This is a genomic window from Saccharomonospora azurea NA-128 (assembly GCF_000231055.2).
Lineage (GTDB): Bacteria > Actinomycetota > Actinomycetes > Mycobacteriales > Pseudonocardiaceae > Saccharomonospora > Saccharomonospora azurea.
In genome coordinates this window covers 4,290,507-4,313,414 of record NZ_CM001466.1, presented here as the reverse complement: position 1 = coordinate 4,313,414, position 22,908 = coordinate 4,290,507, and the positions used below count along the sequence as shown (strand labels likewise).

Annotated in this window: 25 protein-coding genes and 1 riboswitch; of the genes, 11 read left to right on the top strand and 14 right to left on the bottom strand. The window is 70.7% G+C overall.

Annotation, left to right across the window (positions count from 1 at the left end):
* The first annotated feature begins 182 nt into the window (after positions 1-182).
* From SACAZDRAFT_RS19975 to SACAZDRAFT_RS19950, 7 genes are all read left to right on the top strand, one after another.
* On the top strand, positions 183-1,865 hold the full coding sequence (locus SACAZDRAFT_RS19975; RefSeq protein ID WP_005444636.1) for a nitrite/sulfite reductase: 1,683 nt from the start codon (positions 183-185) through the stop codon (positions 1,863-1,865).
* On the top strand, positions 1,862-2,026 hold the full coding sequence (locus tag SACAZDRAFT_RS23935) for a hypothetical protein (RefSeq protein ID WP_005449776.1): 165 nt from the start codon (positions 1,862-1,864) through the stop codon (positions 2,024-2,026). Before SACAZDRAFT_RS19975 ends, SACAZDRAFT_RS23935 begins: the two co-directional genes overlap by 4 nt.
* Positions 2,023-2,727, top strand: a complete 705-nt coding sequence (locus SACAZDRAFT_RS19970; RefSeq protein ID WP_005444634.1) for a phosphoadenylyl-sulfate reductase — start codon at positions 2,023-2,025, stop codon at positions 2,725-2,727. Before SACAZDRAFT_RS23935 ends, SACAZDRAFT_RS19970 begins: the two co-directional genes overlap by 4 nt.
* Before the next feature lie 42 nt (positions 2,728-2,769).
* Positions 2,770-3,690, top strand: a complete 921-nt coding sequence (cysD, locus tag SACAZDRAFT_RS19965) for a sulfate adenylyltransferase subunit CysD (RefSeq protein ID WP_005444633.1) — start codon at positions 2,770-2,772, stop codon at positions 3,688-3,690.
* Positions 3,690-4,967 (top strand): sulfate adenylyltransferase subunit 1, encoded by a 1,278-nt coding sequence (locus tag SACAZDRAFT_RS19960; protein ID WP_005444632.1) that lies wholly within the window; start codon positions 3,690-3,692, stop codon positions 4,965-4,967. The genes cysD and SACAZDRAFT_RS19960 overlap by 1 nt, the downstream gene beginning before the upstream one ends.
* Positions 4,964-5,740 (top strand): sirohydrochlorin chelatase, encoded by a 777-nt coding sequence (locus SACAZDRAFT_RS19955; protein ID WP_005444631.1) that lies wholly within the window; start codon positions 4,964-4,966, stop codon positions 5,738-5,740. The genes SACAZDRAFT_RS19960 and SACAZDRAFT_RS19955 overlap by 4 nt, the downstream gene beginning before the upstream one ends.
* A gap of 373 nt (positions 5,741-6,113) precedes the next feature.
* Positions 6,114-6,890, top strand: a complete 777-nt coding sequence (locus tag SACAZDRAFT_RS19950) for an enoyl-CoA hydratase-related protein (RefSeq protein WP_005444630.1) — start codon at positions 6,114-6,116, stop codon at positions 6,888-6,890.
* A 70-nt stretch (positions 6,891-6,960) separates the two neighbouring features.
* Here SACAZDRAFT_RS19950 and SACAZDRAFT_RS19945 read toward each other — a convergent pair whose 3' ends face one another.
* Genes SACAZDRAFT_RS19945 through SACAZDRAFT_RS19935 form a run of 3 tightly spaced genes read right to left on the bottom strand, consistent with a single transcriptional unit; the run spans position 6,961 to position 7,845 of the window.
* A complete protein-coding gene (locus tag SACAZDRAFT_RS19945) occupies positions 6,961-7,332 on the bottom strand; it encodes a barstar family protein (RefSeq protein ID WP_005444629.1) in 372 nt (123 codons plus the stop codon).
* Positions 7,332-7,616: a hypothetical protein gene (locus SACAZDRAFT_RS19940; RefSeq protein ID WP_005444628.1), complete on the bottom strand. Its 285-nt coding sequence runs from the start codon at positions 7,614-7,616 to the stop codon at positions 7,332-7,334. Before SACAZDRAFT_RS19940 ends, SACAZDRAFT_RS19945 begins: the two co-directional genes overlap by 1 nt.
* On the bottom strand, positions 7,603-7,845 hold the full coding sequence (locus tag SACAZDRAFT_RS19935) for a hypothetical protein (protein ID WP_005444626.1): 243 nt from the start codon (positions 7,843-7,845) through the stop codon (positions 7,603-7,605). The genes SACAZDRAFT_RS19940 and SACAZDRAFT_RS19935 overlap by 14 nt, the downstream gene beginning before the upstream one ends.
* Before the next feature lie 32 nt (positions 7,846-7,877).
* Here SACAZDRAFT_RS19935 and SACAZDRAFT_RS19930 point away from each other — a divergent pair, with 32 nt between their 5' ends.
* The gene (locus SACAZDRAFT_RS19930) at positions 7,878-8,843 is read left to right on the top strand and encodes a zinc-binding dehydrogenase (RefSeq protein WP_005444625.1); all 966 of its coding nucleotides are present in this window, start codon (positions 7,878-7,880) and stop codon (positions 8,841-8,843) included.
* A 74-nt stretch (positions 8,844-8,917) separates the two neighbouring features.
* Here the strand turns inward: SACAZDRAFT_RS19930 and SACAZDRAFT_RS19925 are convergent, their stop codons facing one another.
* Both SACAZDRAFT_RS19925 and lepA read right to left on the bottom strand, forming a co-directional pair.
* Positions 8,918-9,970 carry an NAD(P)H-dependent flavin oxidoreductase gene (locus tag SACAZDRAFT_RS19925; protein WP_005444624.1) on the bottom strand — a complete coding sequence of 351 codons (1,053 nt, stop codon included), beginning with the start codon at positions 9,968-9,970 and terminating at the stop codon, positions 8,918-8,920.
* 97 nt (positions 9,971-10,067) lie between these two features.
* The gene (gene lepA / locus SACAZDRAFT_RS19920; RefSeq protein ID WP_005444623.1) at positions 10,068-11,948 is read right to left on the bottom strand and encodes a translation elongation factor 4; all 1,881 of its coding nucleotides are present in this window, start codon (positions 11,946-11,948) and stop codon (positions 10,068-10,070) included.
* Between the two features lie 114 nt (positions 11,949-12,062).
* Here lepA and SACAZDRAFT_RS19915 point away from each other — a divergent pair, with 114 nt between their 5' ends.
* On the top strand, positions 12,063-12,659 hold the full coding sequence (locus SACAZDRAFT_RS19915; RefSeq protein WP_040927830.1) for a class I SAM-dependent methyltransferase: 597 nt from the start codon (positions 12,063-12,065) through the stop codon (positions 12,657-12,659).
* 13 nt (positions 12,660-12,672) lie between these two features.
* Here the strand turns inward: SACAZDRAFT_RS19915 and SACAZDRAFT_RS19910 are convergent, their stop codons facing one another.
* Complete coding sequence (locus tag SACAZDRAFT_RS19910) at positions 12,673-13,053, bottom strand: VOC family protein (RefSeq protein WP_005444620.1); 381 nt, start codon at positions 13,051-13,053, stop codon at positions 12,673-12,675.
* Positions 13,054-13,231: 178 nt separating this feature from the next.
* Between SACAZDRAFT_RS19910 and rpsT the strand changes: the two genes are divergently transcribed.
* A complete protein-coding gene (gene rpsT, locus SACAZDRAFT_RS19905; RefSeq protein WP_005444619.1) occupies positions 13,232-13,492 on the top strand; it encodes a 30S ribosomal protein S20 in 261 nt (86 codons plus the stop codon).
* A gap of 70 nt (positions 13,493-13,562) precedes the next feature.
* On the opposite strand, the gene holA is transcribed toward rpsT, so the two are convergent.
* Positions 13,563-14,543, bottom strand: a complete 981-nt coding sequence (holA, locus tag SACAZDRAFT_RS19900; protein WP_005444618.1) for a DNA polymerase III subunit delta — start codon at positions 14,541-14,543, stop codon at positions 13,563-13,565.
* A 111-nt stretch (positions 14,544-14,654) separates the two neighbouring features.
* Positions 14,655-14,789: riboswitch (SAM riboswitch) on the top strand.
* Between the two features lie 11 nt (positions 14,790-14,800).
* Between holA and thrC the strand changes: the two genes are divergently transcribed.
* Positions 14,801-16,063 (top strand): threonine synthase, encoded by a 1,263-nt coding sequence (gene thrC / locus SACAZDRAFT_RS22670; protein WP_005444617.1) that lies wholly within the window; start codon positions 14,801-14,803, stop codon positions 16,061-16,063.
* Here thrC and SACAZDRAFT_RS19885 read toward each other — a convergent pair.
* The 7 genes from SACAZDRAFT_RS19885 to nadD all read right to left on the bottom strand — a co-directional run bounded on the left by SACAZDRAFT_RS19885 (position 15,957) and on the right by nadD (position 22,838).
* A complete protein-coding gene (locus SACAZDRAFT_RS19885) occupies positions 15,957-18,497 on the bottom strand; it encodes a ComEC/Rec2 family competence protein (RefSeq protein WP_005444616.1) in 2,541 nt (846 codons plus the stop codon). The two genes, thrC and SACAZDRAFT_RS19885, sit on opposite strands and share 107 nt — an antisense overlap.
* 11 nt (positions 18,498-18,508) lie before the next feature.
* Positions 18,509-19,147, bottom strand: a complete 639-nt coding sequence (locus SACAZDRAFT_RS19880; protein ID WP_005444614.1) for a helix-hairpin-helix domain-containing protein — start codon at positions 19,145-19,147, stop codon at positions 18,509-18,511.
* Positions 19,148-19,526: 379 nt separating this feature from the next.
* Positions 19,527-20,381 (bottom strand): DegV family protein, encoded by an 855-nt coding sequence (locus SACAZDRAFT_RS19875; protein WP_005444612.1) that lies wholly within the window; start codon positions 20,379-20,381, stop codon positions 19,527-19,529.
* Positions 20,382-20,385: 4 nt separating this feature from the next.
* Complete coding sequence (octT, locus tag SACAZDRAFT_RS19870; RefSeq protein ID WP_005444610.1) at positions 20,386-21,159, bottom strand: diglucosylglycerate octanoyltransferase; 774 nt, start codon at positions 21,157-21,159, stop codon at positions 20,386-20,388.
* Positions 21,156-21,767: a histidine phosphatase family protein gene (locus SACAZDRAFT_RS19865; protein WP_005444608.1), complete on the bottom strand. Its 612-nt coding sequence runs from the start codon at positions 21,765-21,767 to the stop codon at positions 21,156-21,158. The genes octT and SACAZDRAFT_RS19865 overlap by 4 nt, the downstream gene beginning before the upstream one ends.
* Entirely contained in the window at positions 21,764-22,171 is a 408-nt protein-coding gene (gene rsfS / locus SACAZDRAFT_RS19860; protein WP_005444606.1) for a ribosome silencing factor, read from the bottom strand. Before rsfS ends, SACAZDRAFT_RS19865 begins: the two co-directional genes overlap by 4 nt.
* 70 nt (positions 22,172-22,241) lie before the next feature.
* On the bottom strand, positions 22,242-22,838 hold the full coding sequence (nadD, locus tag SACAZDRAFT_RS19855) for a nicotinate-nucleotide adenylyltransferase (protein WP_005444604.1): 597 nt from the start codon (positions 22,836-22,838) through the stop codon (positions 22,242-22,244).
* Between the last annotated feature and the right edge of the window lie 70 nt (positions 22,839-22,908).

Below are 22,908 nucleotides of genomic sequence, written 5' to 3'. Positions count from 1 at the left end.
GTGCGACGCCACGTCGACTACCTGCGCGTGAACAGCAGCCTCTGCCGCCGCTGACCGGCCCCGGCGGCTTGCTCCCGCGCTGCGCCGCCCGACCCCCGCCGCCCTCGTGCCGCCACCGGCACCGACCCGCTGCGGCTTCCCCCACCACAACTCGACGACACCAGCCCGGAGGACACCGCGACATGGCCTCGAACGCCGGCAGTGCCACCCGTACCCGACGTCCACGCGGTGAAGGCCAGTGGGCTCTCGGCTACCGGGAACCGCTCAACGCCAACGAACGGTCCAAGAAGGACGATCCACCGCTCAACGTGCGCGAGCGGATCGAGACCGTGTACGCGCAGCGTGGATTCGACTCGATCGACCCGGGCGACCTCCGGGGTCGTTTCCGCTGGTACGGCCTCTACACCCAGCGCAGGCCGGGCATCGACGGTGGCCGGACGGCCACCCTGGAACCGGAAGAGCTCGAAGACCGCTACTTCATGATGCGCGTCCGCAGCGACGGCGGCGCGCTCACCACCCACCAGCTCGCACTGCTCGGCGAGTTGTCCCAGACCTACGCCCGCGACACGGCCGACATCACCGACCGGCAGAACATCCAGTACCACTGGATCCGCATCGAGGACGTGCCCACGATCTGGGCGAAGCTGGAGGCCGCCGGCCTGTCCACCATGGAAGCGTGCGGCGACAGCCCCCGCGTGATCCTCGGTTCGCCCGTGGCCGGCATCGCCGCCGCCGAGGTACTCGACGGCACACCCGCGATCGACGAGATCCGCCGCCGCTACATCGGCGCGCCCGAGTTCGCCAACCTCCCGCGCAAGTTCAAGACCGCGATCTCCGGACTGGCCGACGTCGCCCACGAGATCCACGACGTCGCGTTCGTCGGTGTGCACCACCCCGAGCACGGCCCCGGATTCGACCTGTGGGTCGGCGGTGGTCTGTCCACCAACCCCATGCTCGGCGTCCGCCTCGGCGCCTGGGTGCCCCTGGACGAGGTGCCCGACGTGTGGGCCGGGGTGGTCGGCGTCTTCCGCGACTACGGCTACCGCAGGCTGCGCTCCCGCGCGCGGCTGAAGTTCCTGGTCAAGGACTGGGGTGCCGAGAAGTTCCGCGAGGTGCTCGAACGCGAGTACCTCGGGCGGCCCCTGATCGACGGCCCGGCTCCCGACGTTCCCGAACAGCCTCTCGACCACATCGGCGTGCACCGGCAGCGGGACGGGCTGTACTACGTGGGCGCCGCTCCCGTCGCCGGGCGCGCGTCCGGCTCGATGCTGCTGGCCGCCGCCAAGGCCGCCGAGCGGGCCGGGTCCACCCGCGTGCGACTCACGCCGCAGCAGAAGCTGGTCGTCCTCGACGTCCCGGAATCGGAGATCGAGGGCCTGCGCGCCGCACTCGCCGAAGCCGGTCTGACCACCGACCCGTCACCGTGGCGACGGGGCGTCATGGCCTGCACCGGCATCGAGTTCTGCAAGCTCGCGATCGTGGAGACCAAGGCCCGCGCGGCCCGGCTGGTGGAGGACCTCGAACGGCGGTTGGCCGACATCCAGTCCGGTCTCGACCACCCCGTGAGCGTGCACCTCAACGGCTGCCCCAACTCGTGCGCGCGCATCCAAGTCGCCGACATCGGACTGAAGGGACAGATCGTCACCGACGCCGAGGGCAAGCAGGTCGAGGGCTTCCAGGTGCACCTCGGCGGCGGCCTCGGTCTGGACGCCGGTTTCGGCCGTAAACTCCGGAGGCACAAAGTCACCGCCGCCGAGTTGACGGACTACGTGGAACGGGTCGTGCGCAACTACGTCGCCCACCGCGAGGACGGCGAACGGTTCGCCCAGTGGGTCGCCCGCGCCGAGGAAGCGCTGCTGGTATGAGCGAGCCGACCACGCCCACGCGTGCCACACCGTTCCATTGTCCGTACTGTGGCGACGAGGATCTTCGGCCGGAGGACGGCACGGCCTGGCTGTGTGCCGCCTGCCGGCGGGTCTTCTCGGTGCAATTCGTCGGTTTGCGGATACCGGAGGTAAGTCGATGACCGCAGCGGCTTCGCGAGACGAACTCAGGACGGTGGCGGCCGAGGCGGCCGAGAGATTGGCCGAGGCCGACGCCGACGAGGCACTGCGGTGGGCGGTGGAGCGGTTCGGCGACGACCTCATCGTCGCGTCGAACATGCAGGACGCCGTGCTCATCGACCTCGCCGCGAAGGTCAAACCCGACATCGACGTGCTCTTCCTCGACACCGGCTACCACTTCGCTGAGACGATCGGGGTCCGGGACGCGGTCGCCACCGTCTACCCGGACGTCCGCATCGTCGACGCCCTGCCCGACCAGACCGTCGCGGAACAGGACGCCGAGTATGGCCCGAAACTCCACGAACGCGACCCCAACCGGTGCTGCCACCTGCGGAAGGTCATCCCGCTCCAGCGCACCCTGGCGACGTACTCGTGCTGGATCACCGGTGTGCGCCGCGTGGACGCGCCGACGCGCGCGAACACGCCGATCGTCACGTGGGACGAGCGCAACGGCCTCGTCAAGGTCAACCCCATCGCCGCCTGGACGGACGAGGAGTTCGACGACTACCTGCACCGCAACGGCATCCTGCAGAACCCGCTCGTCGGGGAGGGATACCTGTCGATCGGCTGCGCCCCCTGCACCGCGAAGGTGGCCCCCGGTGCCGATCCGCGCAGTGGCCGGTGGGCCGGGACCTCGAAGACCGAGTGCGGCCTGCACGCCTGACACGTCCGCCGCCTTCCGTTCGACGCCAAGGGAAAGGATTTCATGACGACTGCGCAGACCGCGACGGACGCGGCGCGGGACAACCTCGCCGCCCTCGAGTCGGAGGCGGTGCACGTCTTCCGCGAAGTCGCAGGCGAGTTCGACCGGCCGGTGATCCTGTTCTCCGGAGGCAAGGACTCCACGCTGCTGCTGCACCTCGCGATCAAGGCGTTCTGGCCCGCACCGGTGCCGTTCCCCCTCCTCCACGTCGACACCGGCCACAACTTCGACGAGGTCATCCGGTTCCGCGACCACGTGGTGGAGAAGTACGGGCTTCGGCTCGTCGTCGCGAAGGTCCAGGACTGGATCGACGACGGTCGCCTCCAGGAACGCCCCGACGGCACCCGCAACCCGCTGCAGACGCAACCGCTGCTCGACACCATCACCGAACACCGCTTCGACGCCGTGTTCGGCGGCGGCAGGCGCGACGAGGAACGCGCCCGCGCCAAGGAGCGCATCTTCAGCCTCCGCAACGCGTTCGGCCAGTGGGACCCGCGGCGCCAGCGGCCGGAGCTGTGGAACCTCTACAACGGCAGGCACCGCCCCGGCGAGCACGTGCGCGTCTTCCCCCTGTCCAACTGGACCGAAGCCGACGTGTGGAACTACATCGCCCGCGAGAACGTCGAGCTGCCGTCGATCTACTACGCGCACAAGCGCAGGGTGTTCCGCCGCGACGGCATGTGGCTCACGGACGGCCCGTGGGGCGGCCCCCGCGACGGCGAGGACGTCCAGGAGCTCATGGTGCGCTACCGCACCGTCGGCGACGGCTCGTGCACCGGTGCCGTGGAGTCCACGGCCACAACCGTCGAGCAGGTGATCGCGGAGGTCCAGGCCAGCAGGCTCACCGAGCGCGGGGCCACGAGGGCCGACGACCGGCTCTCGGAAGCCGCCATGGAGGACCGCAAGCGGGAGGGGTACTTCTGATGTCGAGTCTGCTGAGGTTGGCCACGGCGGGCAGCGTGGACGACGGCAAGTCGACCCTCGTGGGCCGGCTGCTCTACGACACCAAGTCGGTACTCGCCGACCAGCTCGACGCCGTGCAGCGCGCGAGTGTCGACAAAGGTCTGTCCACACCGGATCTTTCGCTGCTCGTGGACGGTCTGCGGTCCGAGCGCGAGCAGGGCATCACGATCGACGTCGCGTACCGGTACTTCGCGACGCCGCAACGGAGTTTCGTGCTCGCGGACACGCCGGGGCACGTGCAGTACACGCGCAACACCGTCACCGGCGCCTCGACCGCGCAGCTCGCCGTCCTGCTCGTGGACGCCCGCAAGGGCGTGGTGGAGCAGACCCGGCGCCACGCCGCCGTCCTGGCTCTGCTCGGCGTGCCGCGGCTGGTGCTCGCCGTCAACAAGATCGACCTGATCGACCACGACGAGGCGGCGTTCTCGGTCATCGCCAAGGAGTTCACCGGCCACGCCACCTCCCTCGGCTACACCGACGACACGGTGCTGACCATCCCGGTGTCGGCACTGCACGGCGACAACGTCGCCACCCGGTCGGAGCACACCCCCTGGTACCAGGGCCCCACACTGCTGGAACACCTGGAGACCGTGCCCGTCGCACCGAACCCGCACGAGGCGGCGTTCCGCTTCCCGGTCCAGTACGTCATCCGGCCGCGCACTCCGGAGCACCCCGACTACCGCGGATACGCCGGGCAGATCGCCGCGGGCACCGTCCGGCCCGGAGACGAGGTCGTGGTCCTGCCCGCGGGGCTGCGCAGCACGGTCGAGCGCATCGACACCGCGGACGGTCCGCTCGACGAGGCGGGCGCGGGCACGTCCGTGACGGTGCTGCTCACCGACGACATCGACATCGCACGCGGAGACCTGATCGCGGCGGCGTCGGCGGCACCGACCGTGACCGACGAGTTCACCGCGACCCTGTGCTGGCTGTCGCCCAAGCCGTTGACGCCGGGCGCCAGGGTGCTCGTCAAGCACGGCACCCGCACGGTGCAGGCACTGGTGCAGGAGCTGGGCTCCCGGTTCGACGAGCAGACCCTTTCCACGGTCGCCGCTCCCGACACCCTGGGGCTGAACGAGATCGGATCCGTCACCCTGCGCTCGTCGGAGCCGCTGCCCGTCGACGACTACTCCGACAGTCCGCGCACGGGCGCGTTCCTGGTGATCGATCCCGCGGACGGCGACACCCTCGCCGCCGGCCTCGTGGGCGAACGCTTCGGCGTGTTGCAGCGCGCATGAGCCCGCGACCCGTCCTCGCCGTGGTGGCGCACGGCAGCCGCGACGCCCGTTCCGCGGCGACCGTGCGCGACCTCGCCGCGGTCCTGCGCAGGCTCGACAGCGACGTCGACGTGCGGGTGTCGTTCCTCGACCTGTCGGAACCACGGGTCGACGACCTGCTCACCGACCTCCACGGCGAGGGGCACCGCCACGTCGTGGTGGTGCCCCTGCTGCTGGGCAGTGCCTACCACGCCCGGGTCGACCTCCCCGGGCTCGTCGCGGACGTCACCGCGCGGCTGCCGCGGCTGGAGGTCACCGTCGCCGACGTCCTCGGTACCGACCCGGCGCTGCAGGCCGTGGCGCTGGACCGCGTCGCCGACACCGGTGTGGACGTCGACGCTGCGGGCCTGGGGCTCGTACTCGCGGCGGTGGGGTCGTCGCACGCTCCGGCCAACGAGGCCGTCCACGCGCTCGCCCGCTCCTGGCAGGAACGGCACGGCGTCCCGACGATCGCGGCGTTCGCCACGGCGACCCGGCCCGACGTGGCGTCGGCTCTGGCCGCGCTGCGCGCCCGCGGTGCCCGGCGGTTCGCCGTGGCCTCGTGGTTCCTCGCCCCGGGCCTCCTGCCCGACCGCGTGGCGCGGCTGACGGGGCAGGTGGACGCGGAGGTACCCGTGGCCCGCCCCCTCGGCGCCGACGTCCGGGTCGCCGAGGTCGTCCTGCGCCGCTACACCGAAGCCCTCACAACCAGGACGCCCCACCGGACGCGGCATCCGGAGCGCCGCACGGCCTGACGACACCGTGTCCGCGTCCTGCGCACGCGTGTCCGCACTTCCCGAACGCGTGTCCGCGTCCTGCGCACGCGTGTCCGCACTTCCCGAACGCGTGTCCGTACTTCGGCACCACTGCCCCAACGGAACACGACACCGACGCGACCTCGACGCTGTCGTGTGGAAGAGCGCGCCACCGCGGAAGGCGACGTCACCCACGCGCTGACAGCATCGACGTTCGGGACGAACGACGGTCCCCTTCGGGGCAGCGTGCGTCGGGGAACCGCGAACACGCGTGCGTGAGGCGCGGACACGCGTGCGCAGAGTGCGGACACGCGTGCGTGAGGCGCGGACACGACGCATCGGGGAGCCGGCGGCTTGTGCCAAGGTGTGGACCATGGCTGACGAACTGGTGCACTACACCACCGCGGCGGGAGTCGCCACGATCACTCTCGACTCCCCGCACAACCGCAACGCCCTCTCCGCCCAACTCCGCTCGGAGCTCAGCGACCACCTCGACCGGGCTCTCGGCGACGACGCCGTGCGGGTCGTCGTGCTCGACCACACCGGGCCGGTGTTCTGCGCGGGCATGGACCTCAAGGAAGCCAGGGGCGCCGGAGCGGACCAGCAGGGCGTCAACGAGTTCCCGGCGCTGCTTCACCGCCTGTGGACGAGCCCCAAGCCGGTCGTGGCCAAGCTCGCCGGTCCGGCCCGCGCGGGCGGTGTGGGCATCGTCGCCGCCGCCGACATCGCGGTCGCGGCGGACACCGCCACGTTCGCCTTCACCGAGGTCCGGCTGGGCGTCGTCCCGGCCGTCATCTCGGTGACCGTGCTGCCCCGGCTCACGGCCCGCGCCGCGCACGAGCTGTTCCTCACGGGCGAGGTGTTCGACGCCGAGCGCGCCGCCCGGATCGGTCTCCTCAACGCCGCGGTGCCCGCCGTCGAACTCGACGCCGCCGTCGACGGCTACGTCGCCTCGCTCGTCCGGGGCGGCCCGAAGGCGCTAGCCGCCACGAAGGAACTGCTGCAGGGTGACACGGCGCTCACGATGAGCGAGACCTTCGAGCGGATGCAGCAGCTGTCCGCCGGGTTCTTCGCCAGTGAGGAGGGCCAGGAGGGCATCGCCGCGTTCGGCGAGAAGCGCGCCCCGAACTGGGTGCCCGAGGGCTCCTGACGCGAGAGTCTCGGGTCCACCCGACGCCCGTCGGCAGAACCCAGGGACGACGGTGGACCCGAGACCCGGTTCAGTCGGCGAGGACGACGGTCAGACGACGCCCGTCCCGCCGCCCGTGCCGGGGCGTGAGCGCCCGCTGGGCGTCCGACAGCACCCCGTGCACCGCGAGGTACGACCGGGGATCGGATTGCTTCAGGACCTCGGAGGCCCGCCAGATCAGCACGTGCTCGCCCGGCGGCAGCCACGACAGGTCGGTCAACCCGTCGTACAACGTGTCGAGGTTGCGCCCGAAGTGCTCGGGCAGTGACAGCGCCGACGCGATGGCGTCGAGCGTGCTCCCGCGGTCGGCGTACGCCGCCGTGTCCACCACATGGGGGTACGCACCGCGGGCGCGTGCCTGATCAGCGAGCGTCTTCGAGTCGAGCTTGGGTTTGACGGTCATCACGGCATGTCCACCGTGACGTGCTGCAGGTTTTCCACCTCGCAGTGACCGGCTGATGTCTGCACCACCAACGTCTCCCTTGTGCCGAGGATCGCACCGTCCGGTTGCGGAACCGCGAGGACCTCGCACGTCGGCACGTCCCCGGTTATCGGTACCGCGCCCGGCAGGCTACCGCCGATGGGGGCCACATTTCCAACCCCGAAGGCCTGTTGCGCGAACCACCCCACGAGCGCCAGCACAAGGAGCGCGACGAGGGCGATCCTGATGCGCCTACGAGACAGCATCGGAGCTCCCCTTTCCACCGTCGTTGCCCGACCCTTCCGCCGACGACGACGTTCTGCGCAGGCCACCGAGCCGGTCGGCCACCACGTCCACTCCGCGGTGAATCACCCACGCCATCCCGACGCTGAGCGGAAGGAGCACGGCGGCCACCAGCACGAACTGAATCGGGAACCACTGCTGAGCGAGCCACAGCTCGAAGCCGTCCCACCAGCGGGCCACTCCGTCGAACACGCTGACGAGCCTACGCCAGGTAGGTTGGCGCCATGTTCGCCGTCTACGCCAAAGAACCGAACGCCGACGATCCGCTGTCCTCGCTCGTCGTGGGTGAGAGGCCCGACCCCGAGGTGCCCGACGGTTGGGTGCGGGTGTCGGTGCGCGCGGCCAGCCTCAACATGCACGACATCTGGACTCTGCGGGGTGTCGGCATCAAGCCGGATCAGTTCCCGATGATCCTCGGATGCGACGGGGCGGGGGTGCTGGACGACGGCACCGAGGTGGTGCTGCACTCCGTCGTCAACGACCCGGCCTGGCGCGGGGACGACACCCTCGACCCGAAGCGCACCCTGCTGACGGAGAAGTACCAGGGCACGTTCGCCGACAGTGTGGTGGTGCCCGCCCGCAACGTGCTGCCGAAGCCCGCGGGGCTGTCCTTCGCGGAAGCCGCCACGATGGGCACGGCGTGGCTGACCGCCTACCGCATGTTGTTCGTCAAGTCCGGACTGCGTCCGGGACAGACGATGCTGGTGCAGGGCGCGTCCGGCGGCGTGTCCACCGCGCTCGTCCAGCTCGGCAGGGCCGCCGGGATCCGGGTGTGGGTCACCGGCCGGACCGAGGAGAAGCGTGCGCTGGCCGAGCAGCTCGGCGCTCACGCGACCTTCGAACCGGGTGCCCGGCTGCCGGAGCGGGTGGACGCCGTGTTCGAGACGGTGGGCAAGGCCACGTGGGGCCACTCCCTGAAGTCGCTGAAGCCCGGTGGGATCGTCGTGGTCTCGGGCGCAACGAGCGGACCGGACCCGAGCGCCGACCTTCAGCGTGTGTTCTTCCTGCAGCTGCGCGTGGTCGGCTCGACGATGGGCACCCGCGACGAACTGGCGGATCTGCTCTCCTACGTCGACCTCACCGGGATCCGCCCGCAGATCGGCGCCGAACTGCCGATGAGCGAGGCCGCCACCGGTTTCTCCGACATGCTCGAGGGCCGCACCGCGGGCAAGATCGTTTTCACCCGCTGACGGGACAGGCGCGACGCGGCGAGCGGCTCCGCCCGGCTCCGCCGCGTCGCGTGCCGACTCGTTGCGGCCCAGCCCTACTCGAACCGGCGGGTCGCCCGCCGCAGCGCCTCGCGCGCCTCGTCCCACAGCGTGTGGACGATCTCGTCTGCCGCGCCGCCGCCGGCCAGCGAGTACGTCTGGCCCGCCCACAGCGACATGGCCTCGGGATCGCCCGCCTGGCCGGAGGCCGCCCGCACGGGCTTGGTCAGCCGGTGCAGTTGCGGGTAAGCGGCGGGCGCGTGGTCGGTGTGCTCGCGCAGGAACCGGTTGACCAGGCCCCGCGCCGGGCGACCGCTGAACGCACGCGTCACCGCGGTGGGACGGCCACCGTCGTCGAGAGCTTTGCGCTGCACGGCGTTCGTGCCCGCCTCGTCGGCGCGGAGGAACGCGGTGCCCAGCTGCGCGGCCACCGCTCCCGCCGTCAGCACGGCGGCGACGTCGGCTCCCCGCACGATCCCGCCCGCGGCCACCAGGGGCAGGTCGGTGACCGCGGAGCACAGGCGCAGTCCGGCCAGCAGCCCGTACAGCGGCCCCCCGCACGGGTCGTCGGGGTCGTCGTGGAACACACTCCGGTGGCCACCCGCCTCGAAACCCTGCACGCACAGCGCGTCGGCGCCCACCTCGGTGGCCTCGCGAGCCTCCTCCGGGGACGTGACCGTGACCACCACCGTGGTGCCCACCTCGTGCAACCGGTCGACGTCCGAGTCGGAGGGCACACCGAAGGTGAACGACACCACGGGCACGCGCGACTCGACGAGGAGATCGAGCTTGGCCGAGTAGCCGTCGTCGTCCCAGCGGGGTTCGCCGGCCTGTGTCCCGTACCGCTCGGCCTCGCGGCCCACCCGCTCGACGTACCCGCTCAAGTCCACAATGGATCGGATGCCGGGGACGAAGAGGTTCACCCCGAACGCGGCGTCCGACAGGCGACGGACGGTGGCGATCTGCTCGGCCAGGCTCGCGGCGGTGAGGTACCCACCGGCCAGGTATCCGAAGGCTCCCGCCCGTCCCATCGCGGCGACGAGTTCGGGCGTGGAGGGGCCACCGGCCATGGGCGCGGCGATCACGGGCACGCGCAGGCTGTCGAACATGGCACCAGCGTACGAAGAGGCCCGAAGCCCCCGTGACGCGCCCACCGGTTCTCGCGCGGGAACGCCGAGCACAGGTGTGGACCAGCCGGAAACCGGCCTACTTCTTGCCCTTGCCCTTGCCCTTGTCGGTCTTGTCGCCCTTGTCACCGTCGCCGGTCGACAGCGCCGCCACGAAGGCCTCCTGCGGCACCTCGACGCGGCCGACCGTCTTCATCCGCTTCTTGCCTTCCTTCTGCTTCTCCAGCAGCTTGCGCTTCCGCGAGATGTCACCGCCGTAGCACTTGGCGAGGACGTCCTTGCGGATCGCCCGGATCGTCTCGCGGGCGATGATGCGCGAACCGATGGCGGCCTGGATCGGCACCTCGAACTGCTGCCGCGGGATCAGCTCGCGCAGCCGGGTGGCCATCCGGTTGCCGTAGCTGTAGGCCGCGTCCTTGTGGACGATCGCCGAGAACGCGTCCACCGGTTCGCCCTGCAGCAGGATGTCCACCTTGACCAGGTCGGACGCCTGGTCGCCCGCCTCCTCGTAGTCGAGCGAGGCGTATCCGCGCGTGCGCGACTTCAGCGCGTCGAAGAAGTCGAAGATGATCTCTGCGAGCGGCAGCTTGTAGCGCAGCTCGACGCGGTCCTCCGACAGGTAGTCCATGCCGAGCAGCTGACCGCGCTTGCCCTGGCACAGTTCCATGATCGCGCCGATGAACTCCGAGGGAGCGATCACGGTCACCTTGCTGACCGGCTCGCGCACCTCCGCGATCTTGCCGCCGGTCGGCCAGTCCGACGGGTTGGTGACGATGTGCTCGGTGCCGTCCTCCATGAACACCTGGTAGACGACGTTCGGCGCGGTGGCGATCAGTTCGAGCCCGAACTCGCGTTCGAGCCTCGCCCTGGTGATCTCCAGGTGCAGCAGCCCGAGGAACCCGCAGCGGAACCCGAAGCCCAGCGCCACCGACGTCTCGGGCTCGTAGCTCAGCGCGGCGTCGTTCAACTGCAGCTTGTCGAGCGCCTCACGCAGATCGGGGTAGTCGGAGCCGTCGAGGGGATACAACCCCGAGAACACCATCGGCACAGGCTCGCGGTAGCCGGCCAGCGGCTCCGGAGCTCCCTTGCGCTCCGAGGTCACCGTGTCGCCGACCTTCGACTGCCGGACGTCCTTGACACCGGTGATGAGGTAGCCGACCTCACCGACCCCGAGCCCCTCGCACGCCTTCGGCTCCGGAGAGATGATGCCGACCTCGAGCAGCTCGTGCGTGGCACCCGTGGACATCATCTTGATGCGCTCGCGCGGCGTGATCTTGCCGTCCACGACCCTGATGTAGGTGACCACGCCACGGTAGGTGTCGTACACGGAGTCGAAGATCAACGCCCGCGGAGGAGCCTCGCTGTCCCCCGTCGGGGCCGGTACCTGCGTGACGACCTGGTCGAGCAGCTCGCGCACGCCCTCGCCCGTCTTGGCCGACACCCGCAGCACGTCGCTGGGATCGCACCCGATGATGCCCGCGAGCTCGGCGGCGTACTTCTCCGGATCCGCCGCGGGCAGGTCGATCTTGTTGAGGACCGGGATGATGTGGAGGTCCTTGTCGAGAGCCAGGTACAGGTTCGCGAGCGTCTGCGCCTCGATGCCCTGCGCCGCGTCGACCAGCAGAATCGCACCCTCGCACGCCTCCAGGGCGCGGGAGACCTCGTAGGTGAAGTCGACGTGGCCCGGGGTGTCGATCAGATGCAGCACGTGGTCCTGCCCCTCGTGCCGCCACGGCAGGCGCACGTTCTGCGCCTTGATCGTGATGCCCCGTTCCCGCTCGATGTCCATGCGGTCGAGGTACTGGGCCCGCATCGTGCGCTCCTCGACCACACCGGTGAGCTGCAGCATGCGGTCGGCCAGGGTGGACTTGCCGTGGTCGATGTGGGCGATGATGCAGAAGTTGCGGATGAACTCCGGCGGTGTGAACGTGGCGTCGGCTGACGGGCGTGGCTGTGTCACTCGTACCTCGGGGTCATTCGTGGCTGGTCAGCCCTATGTTCCCATGCCACGCCTCGCTTCAATCCCCGGGTGATCCCCGATGCGCGTGCGGCGCTTTCGTGCTGACCTCGGAGTATGAGCTCTCTCGGACAGGTACTCGACCGCGCCTTCGGACATCCGCGCGGCCCGCTCGGCCGTCTCGGCGGAGTGGTGATGGCCCGGGGCAACGCGGCCACCGAACACCATGTCGTGGCCGTCGCGAAGCCCACGGCGGAGGAATCCGTACTGGTCGTCGGCCCCGGACCGGGAGTCGGCCTTGCGGCGGCCGCCGAACACGCGCGCCAGGTGATCGGCGTCGACCCGTCACACGAGATGCTCGAACTGTGCGCCCAGCGGTGTTCCGAGGCCGTCGAGGCGGGCACCGTCGTCCTGCGGCACGCCACCGCCGCGCGGACCGGTGCCGACGACGAGTCGGTGGACGTCGTCCTCGGCGTCAACAACCTCCATCTGTGGGAGGACAGGGCGGCGGCGTTCGCCGAACTGCACCGGGTGCTGCGCCCCGGCGGCCGCATGGTGCTCTCCGCACACGAGAAGTGGCTTCCCGTCGACCGCCACCAGCTGGCGAAGGAACTGGAGGCGGCCGGCTTCACCGACGTGCAGACGTGGGTGTGGCAGCCTCCGAGCCTGCTCGCCGGCCGGGCCGTGCAACTTCGGGCGTGGCGGGCCGGCTGAGCGCCGGCCGCCGTCACGGCGTGCGTACGTCGACCCGCAGAGGATGGTCGGCCGGGATCTCCACCAGCACGATCCGCGTCCCGTCGGGGTCCGACAGCCACGCTTCGTCGAGACCCCACGGCTCGCGGCGCGGTTCGCGGTCGAGCACGACGCCCTTGCCGCGAAGTTCGGCCGCGACGGCGTCGAGGTCGCGGACCTGGAGCCACAGGGACACGTTCTCCGCGGGCCCGGACTCGCTGCGGCCGACGATCTCCAGGAATCCTCCGCCGAGGAAGAACACCGTGCCGCCGGGGAACTCCCGGTAGATCGCCAGACCGAGGATGTCGCGGTAGAACGCCGTCGTGACGGCCGGGTCCTTCGGGTTCAGCAGAATGCGGCTGCTCAGCACGTCCATGCGTTCCACCGTCTCACGACCGGGTCGCCGGGGCGTGCCGTTCGCGGCCGCGACGACGTTGCTAGGCTGTGGGACTGTTGCCGTGCGGCATTCCGCAGGGGAGGAAACCCGGATCGCGAGAACCGGGGCCGTGACAGCGCGGCGACGCCAACCGCCAAGGAGACGAAGGAGCGCCCTCGTGGCCAACATCAAGTCCCAGATCAAGCGCATCAAGACCAACGAGAAGGCGCGCGTGCGCAACCAGTCGGTCAAGTCCGCGGTGAAGACCGCCGTGCGCAAGTTCCGCGAGGCCGCCGACGCCGGCGACAAGGCCAAGGCCGTGGAGCTGCAGCGCGAGGCCGCGCGCAAGCTCGACAAGGCCGTGACCAAGGGCGTCATCCACAAGAACCAGGCCGCCAACAAGAAGTCGGCGATGGCGGTGCGCGTCAACAAGCTCTGAGCGACCGGTCAGGTCGTGAGCATGAGAAACCCCCGGTGCGGACGTCCGCCCGGGGGTTTTCGCATGTGCGTCACCGCTGTTTGCGGGCCGCCACGATGTCGAGCACGGCGCGTTCGAGGGCGTACTCCGGGTCGGCGGCGGCGCCCTTGACCTCGGCGTTCACGCGCGCTGCCACCCGCATGGCCGCCGCGAGGCCCGCGGAACTCCAGCCCTTCGACTGGCCCTGCGCCTTCCGGATCTTCCACGGGGGCATGCCCAGCTGACCCGCCATCTGGTTCGGGTTGCCCCGACCGGCCGCCGAGACCCGGGCGATCGTGCGCACCGCATCGGCGAGGGCGTCCGCCACGAGGACGTGGGCGACCCCGATCTGCTGCGCCCACCGCAGCGACTCCAGCGCCGCCGCGCGGTCGCCGGCGACCGCCTTCTCGGCGACCTGAAAACCCGTCACCTCGGCGCGGCCCCGGTGGTAGCGGCGCACGGCCTCCTCGTCGATCGAGCCGCCCGAGTCGGCCACGAGCTGCGCCGCCGCCGACGCCAACTCGCGCAGGTCCGCGCCCACGGCATCGACGAGCGCCACCACTCCGGCGGCGTCGATCCGTCCCCCGGCGCGGCGCACCTCGTTGCGGACGAACGACTCCCGCTCGGCGGGCTTGGTGATCTTCGCGCATTCCGTGACGACCGCACCGGCCTTGCGTAGCGCCGCCGGCAGCGCCTTCGCGGCCTTGCTCCGCCCACCTCCGCTGTGCACCACGACGAGCACGATGCCGTCGGCGGGGTCGGCGATGTACGACAGGACGGCGTCGGCGTTCTCCTGATTGATGTCCTGCGCGGCGTCGAGCACGACGACCCGGCCCTCACTGAACAGCGACGGACTCACCAGCTCGACGAACTGCGGAGGCGTGAGGTCGCTCACACGGATCCGGGTGGCGTCGGCCGTCGGGTCGGCGAGGCGTGCGGTGTCGAGCGCTTCCCGCACAGCCCGTTCGACGAGCAGTTCTTCCTCACCGAGCACGAGGTGCAGCGGTGGCGGCGTGGTGGCTGGACGACTCACGCCTCGATCCTGCCACGAGCACCCGGAGGCACCGGGGCATGGCGTGCGGCGGGGGGCATGTCGTACGCTCTGTGTCGTCGTTTCGGACCGCCGAGGCGATCACAAGTGAATAGCTCATCCAGAGGGGGCAGAGGGACCGGCCCGTTGAAGCCCCGGCAACCGGCGTCAGCCTGTCATCTCGGATTCCGCGAGGTAGCTGACGACAACGGTGCCAATTCCGTCCCGCGTCAGCGGGAAAGATGAGGAAGGACCTCGCGATGACTGCTGTTGTGCCCACGCCCTCCCGCCGCACCGTCGAGCTCGGCCCCGCCGTGGAACTGGTGTCGAAGGAAGAGGGCCACCGTCAGCCGCTGGCTCCGGAGTTCGTCTCCCAGCACGACTTCTCGCCTCTGGAAGTCGCCTACGACTTCGGGCGCGTGCGCCGCGAGGACATCGAGTCGGGTCCGCGCAACATCTGGCGGTACAAGAAGCTGCTGCCCGTCCCGTCGAACGTCGAGGAGATCCCGAACACCGAGCCGGGTTGCACGCGGCTGGTGCGCGCGGACCGACTCGCGAAGGAACTCGGCGTCCGTCGTTTGTGGATCAAGGACGACACCGGCAACCCCACACATTCGTTCAAGGATCGGGTCGTGGCCGTGGCTTTGGCCGCGGCGCGCGAGTTCGGTTTCGACACTCTCGCCTGCCCGTCCACGGGGAACCTGGCCAACGCCGTCGCCGCGGCGGCCGCCCGGGCGGGGTGGCAGTCCGTGGTGCTGATCCCCTCGTCGTTGGAGCGGGCGAAGGTGCTCACCACGGCGGTGTACGACGGCGCCCTGATCGCGGTGGACGGCAACTACGACGACGTCAACCGGCTTGCCACCGAACTGGCCGCGGAACACGAGAACTGGGCGTTCGTCAACGTCAACGTGCGCCCCTACTACTCGGAGGGGTCCAAGACCCTCGCCTTCGAAGTCGCCGAGCAGCTCGGCTGGCGGATCCCGGAGCAGGTCGTCGTTCCGATCGCCTCGGGTTCCCAGCTCACCAAAGTGGACAAGGGTTTCCAGGAGCTCGCACAGCTGGATCTGGTGGAGGCGAGCCCGTACCGCGTGTTCGGTGCCCAGGCGTCCGGCTGTTCACCGGTGTCCGCGGCGTTCCGCGACGGACACGATGTGGTGCGGCCGGTGCGGCCCGACACCATCGCCCGTTCGCTCGCGATCGGCAATCCCGCCGACGGACCCTACGTTCTCGACACCGTGCGACGTACGGGTGGAGCCATCGAGGACGTCAGCGACGACGAGGTGGTCGACGGCATCCGACTGCTGGCGCGCACCGAAGGCATCTTCACCGAGACGGCGGGCGGCGTCACGGTGGCCACGGCGAAGAAGCTCATCGAGTCCGGCCAGCTCGACCCGGACGCCGAAACGGTCCTGCTGATCACGGGCGACGGGTTGAAGACGCTCGACGCGCTCGGTGACCGGGTCGGCCCGAAGGCCACCGTGCGGCCGTCGGTGGAGGCCGTGCAGTCCGCGCTGGACGCCTGAGTGTGACCGCGGGGCCCGGGGACCGTCGCCTCGGTTCCGGGCCCCGCCTCACCACGGCGGGATGTCCCTCGTCCAGCACGACGGCCGTGTCGCCGTCGGTGTCGGTGCGTGCCACGAGCGCTCCACCACTCCGAAGCACTCGGAGAATCATCGGGCTCGGGTGACCGTACGAGTTGTCCGGCCCCACGCTGGCGATGGCGATGCGGGGCGCCGCGGCGCTGAGGAATTCCCGCAGCGTGTACCGGCTCCCGTGGTGCGGCACCTTGAGAATCTCCGCCCTGAGATCCTCCCCCGACGCGAGGAGGCTCGCCTGCGCCTCCAGTTCCACGTCTCCGGTCAGCAGGACCCGCCCCACCGCCGTCGTCGCTCGCAGCACCACCGACGCGTTGTTGACCTCGCTGCCGTCGACGTCGTCGGCAGCGGCGACGGTCACCTCTCCGGGAGCGTCCGGCGCCAGCACGTCGAGACGCAGTGCGCTCCACGTGAGCCGATCGCCCGCCGCCAGTTCGACCACGGGCACACCGCGTGCGGCAGCCGTGTCCACGACGTCGTCCCACGCCCACCGCGGGCTGCGTCCCGGCCCCACTGCCACCGCTCCGACGGCACGCCCGTCAAACACCGAGGTCAGCCCACCGACATGGTCGGCATGCAGATGGCTCAACACCACCAGCGGGACCCGCTCGACGTCGAGGCGTTCCAGGCACCGGTCGACCACCAGCGGGTCGGGCCCGGTGTCCACGACGACGGCCCGCCCCGGTTCACCGGTGGCGAGGACGAACGCGTCCCCCTGCCCCACATCACACGCGACCAGCGCCCAGCCGTCAGGCGGCCACCCGGGCCTGAAGAGCCTCGTCGGCACGGTGACCACCAAGACCAGCACGACGAGCACCGCCACGACCGACCTCGTGCGCCGATATCGCAACCCGCCGACGAGCACCACCACCACGAGTGCCGCGAGGAGGGCGCCCCACCAGCCGGCGGGCCAGCTCAGCACCGCCCCGGGTGTGCCCGCCGCGTGCCGCGCGACGAGCACGAGCCAGTCGACCCCCGGACCGGCCACCTGCACCACGAGTACCGCGGCATCACGCCACCAGGGTCCGAGAACGGCCGCCACAGCTCCCAGCACGGTGACCGGAGCCACCACCGGAGCCGCCAGCAGGTTCGCCACGATCGACACCAGGCTCACCTCACCCGCCATTCCGGCGATGACCGGTGCGGTCGCGAGGAACGCCACCGTCGGCACCACGAGGGCATCGGCCGCGACCCGCGGAAACCCTCGCCTCGACAACGCCCGTGACCACCGCGGTGCCACCAGAACCAACCCCGCCGTCGCCACCACCGACAAAACGAATCCCATGCTGACGGCCATCTCGGGGTCGAGAATCCCGAGCACGCACACGGCCACGGCCAACGCGGGCAGAGCCGATCCGCGCCGCCCGAGCACGAGGGCGAGCAACCCCACTGCCCCCATCACACCCGCACGCAGAACGCTGGGCTCGTAGCCGACGATCGCCACGAAGCCGACCAGAGCCACCGCAGCAAGCACCGCCGAGGATCTCGGTCCACATCGGAACGCCCGGGCGAGGAGGAGAACCGCTCCACACACAATGGCCACGTTGGACCCGGAAACCGCGGTCAGATGGGACATCCCGGCATCGAGGAACTCCTGCTCGACCCGGCTCGGCAACTCACTGGTGTCGCCCACCACCAGGCCCGGAAGCAGGCCCGCCGACTCCTCGTCCAGCACTCCGGCGACCTCCCGGAACGCCAGCCGTAACGACTCGGTCGACCGCTGCCACCAGGGCGCCTCCCCCTCCGCGTCCGGTGGACCGCGTACGTACCCGACCGCCACGGTCATCTCGTGCGGCCGGAAGGGCGCCAGCGTCGCGCGCACCGTCACCCGCTGCCCCACGACGACCCCGGACAGGTCCTCCGTGGGGCCGATCAGCAACACCCGGCCCCGCGAGTCGATGCGCTCGCCCTCGGACACCGCAGCGATGACGTCCACGGGCACGAGGACCGACCGCGCACCACCCGCCCGGCCGCCGTAGCCGTCGGAATGCACGGCTCGTGGCCGCTGCGCGACGACCACGGTCAGCGTCACGTCGACGCCGTCGCGTGCCTGCACGCGCAACCCGTCGTGCTCGACGATGTGCAGGCGTGCGGCGGTGAGCCACGCCGTCAGCACCCCGCACACCGCCAACGCTCCCGCGGCGGATCGCCAGCGGCGGCGCTCGCGGTCTCGCGGCACCCACCATCGCCACAGGACCATCGCGGCGACGCAGCCGGTGATGCCACACAGCAGGCTCGCCCACCAACCCCACAGCAGCCCGAGGGCGGACCCGCCCCACACTGTCGCGGCGGCCGGAACCAATCGCCAGTCGTGTCGCCCCGCGACGGTTCCGGTCGCCGCGTGCGTGGTGCGGAGAACCACCGTCGTACCCCTTACCCGACGGAGACCTGTTCGCGCAGACGCGCGAACCTCTTCTCACCGATGCCGTCGATCTCCCGGAGCTGTTCCACGGACGTGAAACGACCATGGGTCTCCCGCCATTCGAGGATTCGCGACGCCGTCACCTCCCCCACACCCGGCAGTGTCTGGAGCATCGCGTGGTCGGCGGCGTTCAGGTCGACCTTCGAGGCGTCCGACGTGGACGGTGCCGGACCATCACCGCCCGTGGCGGCCTCGCTCACTCCCGGAGGGGGTGTGACACCGACGTAGATCTGTTCCCCGTCCGACACCTTCCGCGCCAGGTTCACGGTGTGCAGGTCGCTGTCGCGGCTCGCGCCGCCGGCGAGTTCGATGGCGTCAGCCACCCTCGCGCCGGGTTCCACGGTGATCAGCCCGGGTTCGGCGACGGTGCCCACGACGCTGACGACCAGGGAGGTCGGCGTCGCACTCGCGGATCCCTGCGCGCCGCTGCCCTGCGCAGCCGACGACACCGACACGGGTCGCACGTCCGGCAGCGGAGGCGCCCGCTCGGGCTCCGGTGCTCCGGCGAGCACCATCGCCGTGACGATCCCGGCGCCCAGGACACCGACGACGGCAGCGGCGATCGCGGTGTGCCGACGCTGTGGCGCCACACGACCGTCTCCGGCGTTCCACCGCTCGACGAGCGGGGCGGCCCGGCGTGGCGGTGAGGAGTGACGCGGCGACGAGTGCCCTGCCGGATCACCACGGCCACGCGCTTCGGCGGCCAACTGAGCGAGCCGAACGCGGGGCGCGGCCCCGCCGGTGTCGGCAACACGGTCGTCGGCAGCGCCCTCGGAACGGTCGTCCTCCGTGACCCGTCGGCGCGACACTGAACGGCGAAGTCTGGTGGAAGCAGCATCTGCTGTCGGCTCGAACACGCATTCGACGCTACGAAAACCGCCGACGCCCCCGCGAGACCTCGATCGCGCCCCTGTGGACAACCCCGGTGCTGTGGACAACTCGAGTCGCGGACGGCACCGTTGCCGCCCGTCACCGCGAACGCAACGGCTTCCGGATCACGAATCCCACGACCCCCGGACCCGTGTGCGCACCGACGACGGCCCCCAGCTCGGACACCACACACCCCGTCGACACGGGTAAACGCTCGTCCAGCCGGGTCGCGAGTTGAGCGGCGCGATCCGGCGAGGCCAGGTGGTGCACGGCGACCGCGACCTCGTCGGTACCCGCGACCTCGGCCGCCAGATCCACCAGCCGAGCCAGGGCACGCTGCATCGTGCGCACCTTCTCCAAAGCCTGGATTTCGCCCTCGCGCACCTCCAGCACCGGTTTCACGGCCAACGCCGTACCGAGCAACGCCGCCGCAGAGCCGATGCGTCCACCGCGCCGCAGATACTCCAGGGTCTCCACCGCGAAGAACGTCTCCGTGGCCCCTGCCGCGGCCACGGCCACGGCCTCGACCTCACCGACGTCCGCACCGCGCCGGGCCGCCTCGGCGGCCTCCAACGCGGCGAATCCCAGCCCCATGGCGATCGTGCGCGAGTCGACCACCCGGACCAGGTCCGGCCCCACCTCCTGGGCCGCGAGCACCGCCGCCTCCCACGTGCCGGAAAGCTTCTTCGACAGGTGGATCGACACGACCGCGTCGGCACCCGCGTCCAACGCGGTCCGATACGCCGCTGCGAAAGCCGCAGGCGTGGGACGCGAGGTGGTGACGATCCTGCGTTGACCGAGCGCGTCGGCCAGTGCCGCCGGGCCGAACTCGACGCCGTCGAGCGACGAGCTCCCATCGACGAGGACATGCAACGGAACGGTGGTGATGCCGTACCTCTCGGCGAAGCCCTCGGGCAGGTGAGCTGTGGAATCCGTGACAACCGCGACCGGCACGCGGTCAGCCTACGTGGCCCCATCCGGCGGTGTCGGACCCGACGCCGCCCGCTCGGGTGACGAACGGGCGGAGCAGCTCCGCCATCCCCACGCCCACGCTCTCGTGGCCCTGCCAACCCCAGTGCATGCCGTCGGGATTGCCGTGCCCGCCGAGGACGTGAGCGGCGACGCGGGCCGGCACGTCGAGCAGCGGCACCTCGGTTGCCGCCGCCCAGCGCGCGATCGCGGCCGCGGTACGGGCGCGGGTCGTGTGCACCCGGCCGTACGCCGCCGCACGATGCACCGAGGGAAGCCAGCCGACCACGGGCAGCGCGGGTCGCAGCACGCGCAACGCCGAGACCGCCGTGTCGAGGTAACGCACGGTCAACCGGGTGGGCAACGCGGAGGGCCGGCCTCGCAACGCGACGGACAGCACGGGTTGCGCCGCGAGGTACGCCCGCCGCGTCGCGCGGCGCAGCGGGTCGGGGCGGAGATACCGCAGACCCGTCCGGAGATATGTCGGCAACGGCGAGGGCAGCGTGTCCATGCTGCCCACCGCGAGCACGACGACGTCGGCGCGGTGCAGCTCGGCCCATACCCTCGGGTCACCGATCATCGCCCACCACGCGTCGCGCGCCGTCCAGCCCGCACCCGCCACCAGCTCCGCGCTCCCACCGAGCGCGGACGCCGCGATGTTCGGCCACAGACGCGGGTCGTCCGCTGGATGGCCCCCTTCGGGACCGTGGAAGCTCAGCGAGTCACCGAACACCAGAATCCGTGGCGAACGAGCGCCGGTCACCCCGTGATTCCCGCGTTGTAGGCGCGCAACCTCCAGACGTCGTCCTGGTACTCCAGCTCGACCCAGTGGCAGTTGGCGATCCCTCCCAGCGAGGGCCACAACGCCACGGGGAGCCGCAACAACCGCGCGGTCAACGCGAGGATCAGCCCGCCGTGCGCGGCGAACAGCACCGTCTCGACGTCGTCGTCGCCGTGCAGGAGGTCCGCGACCACCTCGTGAGCCCGCTCGGCGACCTCCAGCCGCGACTCGCCGCCCGGCGGCGCCCACGTCGCGTCGAGCCGCCAGCGGTTCCGTTCGCCCGGGGCCCGCTCGTCCACGTCGGCTCCGGTGAGCCCCTGCCACTCGCCGAGATGCGTCTCCCGAAGCCGCTTGTCCAGCCGCAACGGCAGCGCGAACGCGTCGGTCAGCACGGTGGCCGTGTCCGTCGCCCGACGCAGATCGGAGGCGATCACGAGATCCGGCTCGAACTTGGCCAACGCAGGCGCCGCGAAGCGGGCCTGGTTCCAACCGACCTCGGTCAACGCCGAGTCGAGCTGGCCCTGCATCCGCCCGGCGGCGTTGTAGTCGGTCTCACCGTGCCTCCACAGCACGAGCCTGCGCAGCGTCACGACGCGTCCGCTCCCTGGTCGCCGTCCGCGTCGTCGGTCGGGACTTCCAACCCGTCGACCTCGATCCGCGGGCAGTCCTTCCACAACCGCTCCAGGCCGTAGAACGCGCGCTCCTCGGTGTGCTGGACGTGCACCACGACGTCGACGAAGTCGAGGAGCACCCAGCGCCCTTCCCTGGCGCCCTCCCTGCGCACCGGCTTGTGGCCCACGGCACGCAGTTTCTCCTCGATGTTGTCGACGATGGCCCCGATCTGCCGCTCGTTGGGCGCGGATGCGATCACGAAGACGTCGGTGATCACCAGCTGCTCCGAGACGTCGAGCAGCACCACGTCAGTGGCCTTCTTGTCCGCCGCCGCGCGCGCGGCCGCGGTCGCGAGGTCTCGAGCTTCGGCCGTCGCTACCACGGTGCTCCTTACTGAGTAGAACGTATGCCGAACGAGCGTACCCGCCGCCGCAGGTCGAGCGCGTGCGAGTTCAGGACTGCGGCTGCGTGTACAGCTTGCGCTTGTCGATGTACCGCACGACACCGTCCGGCATGAGGTACCACACGGGTTCGCCGCGCTGGACCCGCTCCCGGCAGGTCGTGGACGAGATGGCCATCGCGGTGACCTCGACGAGACTCACCCGGCCCTGGGGCAGGTGGTGGTCGTGCAGCTGGTAACCCGGGCGAGTGACCCCGATGAAGTGCGCGAGATCGAACAGCTCGTCCACGTCACGCCACGTCAGGATCTGCTCCAACGCGTCGGCGCCCGTGATGAAGAAGAGCTCGTCATCGGGATACTCCGCGCGGAGGTCACGCAGCGTGTCAACGGTGTACGTCTGTCCCCCGCGGTCGATGTCGACCCGGCTGACGGAGAACACCGGGTTCGAGGCGGTGGCGATGACCGTCATGAGATAGCGGTCCTCGGCCCGCGACACCGCCCTGTTCGCCTTCTGCCACGGCTGCCCCGTGGGCACGAAGATGACCTCGTCGAGCCCGAACCGGTGCTGCACCTCGCTCGCGGCGACGAGGTGCCCGTTGTGGACGGGGTCGAACGTGCCACCCATGACCCCGAGCCGGCGTGCGGACATGACTACCCACCTTAGACGTTGCGCCACGCCACCGGCGGTTCCGGCGGCTCCTGCAATGCAACCACCGCGC

Bases quoted from the DNA above. Each gene is read 5' to 3' on its own strand.
- SACAZDRAFT_RS19975 (WP_005444636.1), top strand. From the start codon at position 183: ATGGCCTCGAACGCCGGCAGTGCCACCCGTACCCGACGTCCACGCGGT.
- SACAZDRAFT_RS23935 (WP_005449776.1), top strand. From the start codon at position 1,862: ATGAGCGAGCCGACCACGCCCACGCGTGCCACACCGTTCCATTGTCCG.
- SACAZDRAFT_RS19970 (WP_005444634.1), top strand. From the start codon at position 2,023: ATGACCGCAGCGGCTTCGCGAGACGAACTCAGGACGGTGGCGGCCGAG.
- cysD (WP_005444633.1), top strand. From the start codon at position 2,770: ATGACGACTGCGCAGACCGCGACGGACGCGGCGCGGGACAACCTCGCC.
- SACAZDRAFT_RS19960 (WP_005444632.1), top strand. From the start codon at position 3,690: ATGTCGAGTCTGCTGAGGTTGGCCACGGCGGGCAGCGTGGACGACGGC.
- SACAZDRAFT_RS19955 (WP_005444631.1), top strand. From the start codon at position 4,964: ATGAGCCCGCGACCCGTCCTCGCCGTGGTGGCGCACGGCAGCCGCGAC.
- SACAZDRAFT_RS19950 (WP_005444630.1), top strand. From the start codon at position 6,114: ATGGCTGACGAACTGGTGCACTACACCACCGCGGCGGGAGTCGCCACG.
- SACAZDRAFT_RS19945 (WP_005444629.1), bottom strand. From the start codon at position 7,332: ATGACCGTCAAACCCAAGCTCGACTCGAAGACGCTCGCTGATCAGGCA.
- SACAZDRAFT_RS19940 (WP_005444628.1), bottom strand. From the start codon at position 7,616: ATGCTGTCTCGTAGGCGCATCAGGATCGCCCTCGTCGCGCTCCTTGTG.
- SACAZDRAFT_RS19930 (WP_005444625.1), top strand. From the start codon at position 7,878: ATGTTCGCCGTCTACGCCAAAGAACCGAACGCCGACGATCCGCTGTCC.
- SACAZDRAFT_RS19925 (WP_005444624.1), bottom strand. From the start codon at position 9,970: ATGTTCGACAGCCTGCGCGTGCCCGTGATCGCCGCGCCCATGGCCGGT.
- SACAZDRAFT_RS19915 (WP_040927830.1), top strand. From the start codon at position 12,063: ATGAGCTCTCTCGGACAGGTACTCGACCGCGCCTTCGGACATCCGCGC.
- SACAZDRAFT_RS19910 (WP_005444620.1), bottom strand. From the start codon at position 13,053: ATGGACGTGCTGAGCAGCCGCATTCTGCTGAACCCGAAGGACCCGGCC.
- thrC (WP_005444617.1), top strand. From the start codon at position 14,801: ATGACTGCTGTTGTGCCCACGCCCTCCCGCCGCACCGTCGAGCTCGGC.
- nadD (WP_005444604.1), bottom strand. From the start codon at position 22,838: ATGTCCGCACGCCGGCTCGGGGTCATGGGTGGCACGTTCGACCCCGTC.